Consider the following 10,093-nt stretch of genomic DNA (forward strand, 5'->3'; position numbering starts at 1 on the left):
TACGGTGGAGAGGGAGCGCGATCACCCCATCTCCCGGGTACGGTGGAGAGGGAGCGCGATCACCCCATCTCCCGGGTACGGTGGAGAGGGAGCGCGATCACTCCCTCTCCCGCTTGCGGGAGAGGGCTGGGGTGAGGGTTCGCCGCCGCAGCCACGCACTACTTCGGCAGCAAGGTTTTCATGTACCCCGGCGCTTCGGCGTGCATGAACATCCGGAACGCCGTCGCAGCCGGGCTCAGCGACTTGCTCGCCCGATGCAGCACGTACCAGTTGCGCATCACCGGCAGGCCGCGCAGGTCGAGCAGCACGAGGTTGCCGGTCCGGTGCTCCAGGTTCACCGTGTGCAGCGAGATGAACGCGAGCCCCATGCCGGCCATCACGGCCTGCTTGATCGACTCGTTGCTCGGCATCTCCTGCACGATGGGCGGGTTCAGCGCGTGCTCGGCAAAGTACTGCTCCATCGCGTGCCGCGTGCCGGAGCCGGTTTCACGGGCGATGAAAGGTTCGGCGCCGATGCGGCTGGGTGTCACGCGCTTCTTTCCGGCAAGCGGATGATCGGGTGGTGCGATGACACCGTGCGGGTGCTTGGCGAAGACCTCCGCGACGATGGGCAGATGCGTCGGGGGCCGGCCCATGATGGCGAGATCGGCGTGGTTGCTCTCGATCTGCGCGATCACGTTGTCGCGGCCAGCGATCGACACCTCCATCTCGATCTGTGGATGCTCCTGTCGAAACTGCGCGATCAACCGAGGCGCGAAGTAGCGCGTCGTCGACACCACGGCAATGCGCAGCTTGCCGTGGCGCAGTCCTTGCAAATCGTCGAGCGCTTCGCCAGCTTCGCGCAGGGTCTGCGCCACCCGTTCGACATAGGGCACGAGCGTCTCGCCCGCATGCGTCAATGCGAGCTTGCGGCCTCGGCGTTCGAAGAGCGCGATGCCGACACTTTCGGCCAACTGCGCCATCTGCATCGATACCGCCGGCTGCGTGAGATGCAGCACCTCGGCGGCGCGTCCAAAACTCGAATGCTCGGCCGCGGCCAGGAAGATCTGTAGTTGTCGCAGGGTGGCGTGGCGCAGGGCGTCGGGCATGGCGGCGGTGGAGCAAAGACGCGCATTCTGCCCCGGGCCACGAAGAACAGATCAATAACGGCAAATTGTTTTGGCCCAAGTCATTAGCCCGGTAAAGTCCACGCTTTCGCGCGGCGCCAGCTATAAGGACCGCACGAACAAGCAGTCCAAGAGGATCACGGAGACGGCATGGCCAACATTCATTTCATCGGCGGAGAAAAAGGCGGCGTCGGCAAGTCGGTCATCGCCCGCTGCGCTGCGCAGTACTTCATCGACCACAACCTGCCCTTTCTCGGTTTCGACACCGACCGTTCGCACGGGGCGCTGATGCGCTTCTATTCGGGCTATGCGTCCCCCGTTCTCGTCGACCGCTATGAATCGCTCGACGCCATTGTCGAAGCCGCGGTCGAGCAACCTGAGCGTCGCATTCTCGTCGACCTCGCCGCACAGACGCACGACCCGCTGGTGCGCTGGATGGATGAGTCTGGTGTGCTCAACCTCGCAGATGAAATGGCCATCCCCATCTACTACTGGCACGTGATGGACACCGGCAAGGACTCCGTCGACCTGCTCCAGAAGCTGCTCGATCGCTTCGGCAAGCAACTTCGCTACGTGCTGGTGCGCAACCAGGTCCGCGGCATCGACTTCAGCGTTTTGGAGCAATCAGGCGAACAAGCGCGCGCGGAGGAGCTCGGTGCACATGTGGTGTCGGTGCGCCATCTGCACGACAGTGTCATCAACAAGATCGACGCGACCAACAGCAGTTTCTGGGCGGCAAAGAACACGAGCGGGCTGGACAGTGCTGGCCTGGGCTTGATGGATCGACAGCGCGTGAAGATGTGGCTGCGCGATGTCTATCGGGAGTTCGACACGATCGGGGTTTGACCCCGTCGCGCGGAGGGCGGATGAGCAGCGTCCTACAGGGGCTCGTGAAAAGCACGGCCGTCGAATGAGCGCGTCGCTCGACACGCGTTTCACGGCGGAGACGCCGGAGGGCATTGCGCTTGCGCTTCGGCCGGCGGGCGTGGTGCCGCGCTTCTATGCATTCATCATCGACGGGTTCATCCGGATGGTGCTGTTCTTCCTCGCGGCTTTCGCCCTGGACCGCCTCGGCGGCTTCGGCGCCGGTGTCATCCTCATCGCCTTCTTCGCCATCGAGTGGCTGTATCCCGTCATCTTCGAACTGACCCTTGCCGGCGCCACACCGGGCAAGCGGTCGTTGGGATTGCGGGTAGTGATGGATTCCGGGCTGCCGGTCACGCCCGCTGCATCGCTGTTGCGCAACCTGATGCGCAGCGCAGACTTCCTGCCCTTCGCATATGGCTTCGGCTTTGCCGCGATGCTGATGCGCAGCGACTTCAAACGCATCGGCGATCTCGCGGCCGGCACGCTCGTCGTGTATGCCAAGTCCGTGACATTGCACGGCCCCTTGCCCGAAGCGCCACCCGAAGCCCCGGACCGCCCGCTGTCGCCACGCGAACAGGCTGCCGTCATTGCGTGGGCGGCACGCAGTTCGCGCATCACCGAGGCACGTCTGATTGAACTCGCCACGCTGGCGGCGCCCGGTGTCGGTATGGCCGGACAAGCCGACAGCAAGCTCACCGCGCAACGCATGCTGGGAGTGGCGCAATGGCTGCTCGGCAAACGTCGATGATCTGGCGCAGGCAAACCGCATGACCCCGCTGCAATTCGAAACCGCTTATCGCCCGATCTGGGACGAACTCGAAGAGGCCCTAGACCGCGTCGAAGGCGCACCGCGCTTTCGAAAGAAGAAGCCCGAGCGGTGGCCGGACAAAACCTTGCCCGCCACAAAACTCGCCGCCTTGTACCGCACCACCTGCGAGCACCTTGCCCTGAGCCGCTCGCGCGACTACCCGAGCTACATCACGTCAGGGCTGGAAGAGCTCACGCAGCGCGCGCACCAGGTGATCTACCGCAGATCAGACAACAGCTTCGCACGATTCGCCCAGCTGTTTCTGGTAGAGGTGCCGCAGGCCGTGCGAGCCCACCGCCTCTACATGTGGACCGCGGCCCTCGTCTTCGGCCTGCCGCTCTTCATCATCGGCGTGCTGTGCTATGTCGATCCGGGCTTCGTGCTGTCGCTGCAGAGCGTCGAGACGGTGAAGAACTTCGACTCGATGTACGGCCCGTCGACGGAAGCGATCGGTCGCACGCGCAGTGCCGGCACCGACTGGAACATGTTCGGCTTCTACATCATGCACAACATCGGCATCGCCTTTCGGTGCTTTGCGGGCGGCGTGTTCTTCGGCCTGGGCAGCCTCTTCGCCCTCGCCTACAACGGCGCGATCATCGGCTCGATCGCGGGCTATCTCACGGTGCGCGGCTATACCGAAAACTTCTATTCCTTCGTCATCACGCACGGGGCCTTCGAGCTCACAGCCATCGTCATCTCGGGTGCCGCGGGACTCGCTCTCGGCCACGCGATGCTGGCACCGCGGCGGCTCACCCGCATGCAGGCCCTGAAGAAGGCGGCCACCGAGGCCGTACCGCTCATCTACGGCGCAACCGCCATGCTCTTCATCGCCGCCGCGCTGGAGGCGTTCTGGTCCTCGTCGCGCTGGGTGGCGCCGCCGGTCAAGTACACCGTGGGGGGATTCTTCTGGGTGATCATCATCCTGTACCTCGGGTGGCAGGGCCGGCCCCGCCGTCCCGGTGCACAGTCGCCCATTGAAGCGCAGGTGTCGCATGCAGGTTGACGCCCTCGCGGTCGATCTTCGTCCGCGTTCCATGATGGAAGCAAGCGACCTTGGCACGCGCCTCGTGCAGTCAAACGCGAAAGCGTTGTGGGCCACCTGCACGCCCGTGTTCCTCGCGATCCTGGCCATTGCGTTGTCGACTGTCGAGATTGCGAACTGGCTGCCCGTCGCGATCATCTTCTGGCTGAAGCCCTGGCTGGACCGCAGCCTGCTCTTCGTGCTGTCGCGCGCGGTCTTCGGCGACGGCACAGGTTTTGTCGATCTCTGGAACGAGCAGCGCAGCGTGTGGTGGAGCGGGCTGTTGCATACCCTGACTCTGCGCCGCCTGTCGCCCTGGCGTTCGTTCACGCAGGCGGCACATCAGCTCGAAGGCCAGCGCGGCGCCGTCTTGAGCAAGCGGCGGCGTGCTCTGCTGCGCGGCAAAAGGGGCGTCGCCTTTCTGATGCAGATGGCCTTTCATCATCTTGAATGGGTGTTCCTCGTGTCGATCTATGCGCTGGGCTGGTTGTTCTCACCCTCGGGGCACGGCAACTTCATCTCTTCAATGCTCGCGAGCAGCGACATGGCGGCAACGTTTGCGGTCACCTTGGCATACGCGGCCGTCGTGCTGGCGATCGAGCCCTTCTATGTGGCGGCGGGATTCGCGATGTACCTGAACCGCCGGGTCGAGTTCGAGGCCTGGGACATCGAACAGGAGTTTCGTCGTGCGTTCGCCCGCCAGTACTAGGGTTCGGACGCTCTGGCTCGCATTCGCGATCGCGGCTTGCAGCACCGCGATGCTGCCGTGCCAAGCCGCCACCATCACGCCCGATCAGGTGAGCGCGGCGGCCGACGCCGTCAAGCACGACCCCAAACTCGGCGGCAAGCACAGGGAACGCAGGCTGCGCTGGAAGGCTGACGACGTCGAGGAAAAAAAGCGCGAGACCAAGCCACGTGAAGAGACCTGGGTCGACGGCCTGGCGCTGTGGCTTGCCGAATCGGGCCGCTTGCTGATGTGGCTGCTTGGCGCCGCGGCCGTGGCGATCCTGCTGGTGTGTGTTCGTCGCTGGGTGCTCGTGCGCGGTGGCTTTCGACCCGGGGGACGGGCGGTGCTGCCCAGCCACGTGCGCGACCTCGACATTCGACCCGAGAGCCTGCCCGATGACATCGCTTGCGCCGCACGCGCGCTGTGGCTGCGCGGCGAGCATCGTGCGAGCCTGTCGCTGCTGTACCGCGGAGCGCTGTCGCGGCTCGTGCACCACCATGCAGTGCCCATCAGCGCAGCCAGCACCGAAGGCGATTGCGTCGCACTGGCCGGCAAGATGCTGCCCAACGAATCGGGTACGTTCTTCGAGCGGCTCGTGAACGCGTGGCTGCTGCTGGTCTACGGCGCGCAAATGCCGGACGAGATGCTCATCATGTCTCTGTGCGATCGCTTCGATGCGCAGTTGCCTGCCGCAGCGCCTGCCGCAGCGCCTGCCGCAGGAGCGGCGGCATGAAGCTCGACCGCGATTTGATTTGGAACATGCTGATCGTGCTGGCCGCGATCTGCGCCACGGCCTATGTCGTGAACAACACATACTGGGTCGACGCAGACGTTCGCGACCCGCCCAGGGACGAGGCGGCCACGGACAATCACTACGCCGTCAAGAAGATCATCGAGCGGCTGGGCGGCAAGACCGTGTCGCCAACCAACCTCGACCGCCTGCCGCCAACCAACGCCACGCTGGTGCTCAGTTCATTGGACTGGGACTTGTTTCCCGAGCGCGAGAAGAAGCTGAAAGACTGGGTGGAGTCAGGCGGGCACATCGTCACTGAGCAGTGGAGGCGTCCGAGCTGGATTGCGGTCGAGAGCAAAAGCATCGATGAGAAGGCGAATGCCTTGCCACCGGCGCCGGGAAGCGCAGCTCGCGCCAGCGAGCCGGACACGGGTGCGGTGGACGCTGATTCCAGCGCACCGCCTGCCCCGAAAAATCGGGCGCTGATACGCCCGCGCGAGTTCCTTCCCCGGCCTGCCGACTGTTTCAACGTGATCGAACCCGAAGAAGCGCCCTTCGCCTTCGGCGAGCGCCGCAGCCTGCGCATTTGCAACGGCACGAACAACCTGGTCTTGCAATCGGCCACGCCCGTGGTCTGGTCGATGGACAGCATCAAGGGACCGAACATTCTGCGCATCCGGCTGGGCAAAGGTGCTGCCACCGTCATCGTTGGCCAGCTCAGCGAAAACCGCGGCGTGTTCACGGCCGATCACGCGCTCGCCTTCGTGGCGGCGCTCGACTTGCAGCAGCGGCCCGAGGTGTGGTTTGTGGACACCGAAGCACGCGAGCCCCTGTTGACGCTCATCTGGCGTCACGGGACGCCGGCTGTCCTGCTGGGGTTCGGACTGCTCGCGCTCGCACTGTGGCGTGCGGCGATTCGCTTCGGTCCGCGCGCGCCAGTCGCACCCTTGTCGCGCCGATCGGTGGCCGAGCAGATCCGCGGCACATCGAGTTTCATTTTTCAGCGCGACAGCATCGCGCTGCACAAGGCACAGTTGCGGGCACTGGAGCACTCGGCACGCCGCAGCATCCGCGACCATGACACGCTGGACCGCCGGTCTCGCGCCGAGGCCATCGCGAAGACCACGGCGCTCGATGCCGATGCGCTCGCGCGCGCCATGGACCTCACACTCAAACGGCCGCGGCGCGATCTGCTGGCCACCCTGACCCTGCTGGAGACCGCTGTTCGTCGCCTGGCAATGAATCGCTGACAAGGACAACCCATGCAAATCAATCCCGCCGACATCAGCCGTGCGGCCGAGATTCTTTCCGCGCTACGCGACGAGATCGGCAAAGCCCTGGTCGGTCAGCGTGCAGTCGTCGACCAGACGCTGATCGCGCTCGTCGCTTCAGGCCACGTGCTGATCGAAGGCGTGCCCGGGCTCGGCAAGACACTGCTCGCACGGGCTTTCTCCAAGGCCTTGTCGCTGCAGTATTCACGCGTGCAGTTCACCCCCGACCTGATGCCGTCGGACATCACCGGCCATGCGGTGCTCGACCCGACCCCGGGCAAGACTGCCGACCTCGGCTCGCTGCGCGTGATTCGCGGCCCGGTGTTCACCAACTTGCTGCTCGCCGATGAAATCAACCGCGCACCTGCCAAGACGCAAAGCTCGCTCCTCGAGGTGATGCAGGAATATCAGGTCACGCTCGAAGGCCAGACACTGCCGCTCGCACGGCCCTTCATGGTGCTGGCCACGCAGAACCCGCTGGAGACCGAAGGCACCTACCCGCTGCCCGAGGCGCAGCTCGATCGCTTCCTCTTCAAGATCGAGGTCGGCTATCCGAGCCTTGCGGATGAAGCCGCTGTGGTCGTGCGAACCACCACTGCGCAAAGTGGCGACCAGTTGCCCTTGGATGCAGTAACGCCTCGGCTGGACGAACGAAACGTACTCGCGTTGCAAAAGATGGCGGGCTTCATTCGGGTCGACGACAAGGTGGTCGACTACGCGGTGCGCATCGTGCGTGCCACTCGCACCTGGCCCGGCATCGCCAACGGCGCTGGTTCGCGCGGCGCCATCTCGCTGGTGCGGGCGGCGCGGGCAGCTGCGCTGCTGGGTGCACGCGGCTTCGTGACGCCGGACGACATCAAGCACCACGCGCTGCCGGTACTGCGGCACCGCGTGCTGTTGTCGCCGGATGCTCAGCTCGAAGGCCGCAAGACCGACGAGTTGTTGTCGACCATGCTCGACAGCGTCGAAGCGCCCCGGCTCTGAACGAGGCATCGGCGTGCGATTTCCGCTGATACCGAGTCGCGGCACGCTGTGGACGGTGGCGGCGGCTGCCGTGGCCACGGTTGTGGCACTTGTCGTGCAGGTGCCGCAAGCCACCGTCGGGCGGTACACCCTGGGCTCGGTGATCGTCGGCATGCTGTGGGCACTGATCGACATCGGGCGAACCATGGTGGCGTGGCGCCGGGCGCCGCTGGTCTGGAAGCGCCGCATGCCTGCCGCCCTGGCGCTGGGCGTTTCACGCAACCTCGCCTGCGCGCTGGTCAATGAAGGGCCGAACGATTGGCACGTGGAGATGTTCGATCACGTCGACCCGACTGTCGACTTCGAAGGGCTGCCGATCAAGGTGCTGGTGCCTGCCGAGGCGCGCATGGAGGTTCACTACAGCATTGTTCCGAGGCAGCGCGGCCTCGTGCGCTTCCAGCCGGCCGAACTGCGTGTCCGAACCATGTACGGCACCTTCCAGTGGGTGCGGCGTGTGGGTGAGGAGGAGTCGCTGCGCGTGTATCCGAACTTCGCGGCGGTCGCGCGCTACGCGTGGCTGGCGAGCGATCGCCGGCTCGCCGACATTGGCATCAAGAGTTACGCACAACGTGGTGCAGGCACCGACTTCAAACAACTGGCCGACTATCAAGTGGGCGATTCGATTCGCCACATCGACTGGAAGGCGACGCTCAAGCACAGCCGGCCCATCGTCCGGCAGTTCCAGGATGAGCGTGATCAGTGCGTCATGTTCCTTCTCGACTGCGGCCGCCGCATGCGTGCCGACGAAGGAGCGACAGCACGCACGGGCAGCCACTTCGACGAAGCGCTGAACGCGATGATGCTGCTGGCGTATGTCGCGCTGAAAGAAGGCGACGCGGTCGGCGCGATGACATTCGGCACCGACGCCGCCGACCTTCGCCGCTTCGCGCCGCGCAAGTGGTCGGCATCGCTGAACTCGCTGATGGCGACGCTGTACGACGCGCAGCCCAAGGCCACGCATTCGGACTATCTGCTGGCAGCGCGCGACTTGATGAAGGTGCAGAGAAAGCGGGCGTTGGTGGTGGTGCTGACGAACTTCCGCGATGAGGACGCGAGCGAACTGGAGCCTGCACTTCGGCTGCTTCGCTCGCGGCATCTGGTGTTGTTGGCCAGCTTGCGTGAGCGGGTTTTGCGAGAAATGGTCGAGCAGCCTCTGGTGACACACCAACAGGTCATCGAAGTCGCGGGCGCGCATCTCTTCGCACAATCGAGGCGCGATGCGTTTCAACGCTTGGCGGGCAGAGATGGATTGCTCATCGACGTGGAACCCGCGCAGTTGCCGGCGGAATTGGTCAATCGCTATCGAGCTGTCAAACGGGCTGGGCTTTTGTAGCCCGGTGAAGCTTGGGATATACCTTTATGCAATCGCCACTGGATTCGCTTGGGCAAGGAACGCTACGAACGCTTTCGCAGAACGGCTGCAAGCCCTGCATTACCCACTCTCCTTCTGGCAGAGGGCGGGGGTGAGGGTGACGGCGGTGGACGAAGCAAGGCCTTGGATATCAACGGCCGCAGCCCTCACCCCAACCCTCTCCCAGAGGGAGAGGGAGCAAGGACTACGGGCCGGAGTCTGGACAACTGAACGGACTTCGCAGAACCGCTGCAAGCCCCCGCACTTACACACTATCCCTCTGGGAAAGGGAGCAAGGACTACGGGCCGGAGCCTGGGCAATTGAACGGATTTCGCGGAACCGCTGCAAGCCCCGCATTACCCCCTCTCCCTCTGGGAGAGGGCGGGGGTGAGGGCGACGGCGGTAGCGAAGCAAGGCCTTGGATATCAAAGGCCGCAGCCCCGCCCCTCGCTCAGAGGGAAGGGGAGCAAGAACTACGGACCGGGGTCCGGGGCAACTGAATGGAGCAGGTCCTTGCCTTCCTTGTCAGTCTTGTAGAAGTCGACCAGCCCGGACGCATGCAGCATGTGCTCAATGATCTCTCGCAGCGCAAGGGGTCGGCATCGCTGAATTCGCTGATGGCGACGCTGTACGACATGCAGCCCAAGGCCACGCTATCTACTGGCAGCACGCGACTTGATGAAGGCGCAGAGAAAGCGGGCGTTGGTGGTGATGCTGACGAACTTCCGCGATAAGGACGCGAGCGAACTGGAGCCTGCGCTTCGGCTGCTTCGCTCGCGGCATGGTGTTGTTGGCCAGCTTGCGTGAGCGCGTGTTGCCAGAAATGGTCGAGAAGCCTCTGATGACACACCAACAGGGCCCCAGAAGCATCAGCGCATAAGTCTCAGGCTTCGGGATCACCGGCACATTCGGCACATCCCCATCTTGAACTGCCCACGCCCCGCCCGAGGATGTATTCGTCATGGAACGATCAATACTCATTTCCCGGGTGCCGCTTGAATAGCGGGTTGGGACAACGCCCACTGCGCGGTGTCCAACACAAAGAACGAGCATTCATGGAATATGAGGCGAGATCAGAAGCTATTAGTTGTCCCATCCCGTGTGATCATGTGCCAATCCGCAGCTGGCCGCTGTTCCGAGCCAGAGACCTTTTGCGGGGTGTTATCGAAGCCTTCCAACACGAGA

At 64.2% G+C, this 10,093-nt stretch carries 10 protein-coding genes; 9 read left to right on the forward strand and 1 reads right to left on the reverse strand.

Annotated features, from left to right (window positions below):
* Positions 1-158 precede the first annotated feature (158 nt).
* Positions 159-1,088, reverse strand: a complete 930-nt coding sequence (locus AC30NL_RS00835) for a LysR family transcriptional regulator (RefSeq protein WP_489462118.1) — start codon at positions 1,086-1,088, stop codon at positions 159-161.
* 168 nt (positions 1,089-1,256) lie between these two features.
* On the opposite strand from AC30NL_RS00835, the gene AC30NL_RS00840 reads away from it, so the two are divergent.
* The 9 genes from AC30NL_RS00840 (at position 1,257) to AC30NL_RS00880 (ending at position 9,642) form a co-directional block, all read left to right on the forward strand.
* Positions 1,257-1,952 carry a P-loop NTPase family protein gene (locus AC30NL_RS00840; RefSeq protein WP_489462119.1) on the forward strand — a complete coding sequence of 232 codons (696 nt, stop codon included), beginning with the start codon at positions 1,257-1,259 and terminating at the stop codon, positions 1,950-1,952.
* A 64-nt stretch (positions 1,953-2,016) separates the two neighbouring features.
* Complete coding sequence (locus tag AC30NL_RS00845; RefSeq protein ID WP_489462120.1) at positions 2,017-2,721, forward strand: RDD family protein; 705 nt, start codon at positions 2,017-2,019, stop codon at positions 2,719-2,721.
* Between the two features lie 19 nt (positions 2,722-2,740).
* A complete protein-coding gene (locus AC30NL_RS00850) occupies positions 2,741-3,784 on the forward strand; it encodes a stage II sporulation protein M (protein WP_489462121.1) in 1,044 nt (347 codons plus the stop codon).
* The gene (locus AC30NL_RS00855) at positions 3,774-4,511 is read left to right on the forward strand and encodes a hypothetical protein (RefSeq protein ID WP_489462122.1); all 738 of its coding nucleotides are present in this window, start codon (positions 3,774-3,776) and stop codon (positions 4,509-4,511) included. The genes AC30NL_RS00850 and AC30NL_RS00855 overlap by 11 nt, the downstream gene beginning before the upstream one ends.
* 49 nt (positions 4,512-4,560) lie before the next feature.
* A complete protein-coding gene (locus tag AC30NL_RS00860; protein WP_489462123.1) occupies positions 4,561-5,262 on the forward strand; it encodes a DUF4129 domain-containing protein in 702 nt (233 codons plus the stop codon).
* Positions 5,259-6,512, forward strand: coding sequence for a BRCT domain-containing protein (locus AC30NL_RS00865; protein ID WP_489462124.1), 1,254 nt, complete (start codon positions 5,259-5,261; stop codon positions 6,510-6,512). Before AC30NL_RS00860 ends, AC30NL_RS00865 begins: the two co-directional genes overlap by 4 nt.
* A 12-nt stretch (positions 6,513-6,524) precedes the next feature.
* Positions 6,525-7,517, forward strand: a complete 993-nt coding sequence (locus tag AC30NL_RS00870) for an AAA family ATPase (RefSeq protein ID WP_489462125.1) — start codon at positions 6,525-6,527, stop codon at positions 7,515-7,517.
* Between the two features lie 13 nt (positions 7,518-7,530).
* Complete coding sequence (locus AC30NL_RS00875; protein ID WP_489462126.1) at positions 7,531-8,889, forward strand: DUF58 domain-containing protein; 1,359 nt, start codon at positions 7,531-7,533, stop codon at positions 8,887-8,889.
* A gap of 519 nt (positions 8,890-9,408) precedes the next feature.
* The gene (locus AC30NL_RS00880) at positions 9,409-9,642 is read left to right on the forward strand and encodes a hypothetical protein (RefSeq protein ID WP_489462127.1); all 234 of its coding nucleotides are present in this window, start codon (positions 9,409-9,411) and stop codon (positions 9,640-9,642) included.
* Positions 9,643-10,093: the final 451 nt, after the last annotated feature.

It is taken from the genome of Rhizobacter sp., assembly GCA_021153565.1.
In the GTDB taxonomy this organism is placed as follows: domain Bacteria; phylum Pseudomonadota; class Gammaproteobacteria; order Burkholderiales; family Burkholderiaceae_C; genus Albitalea.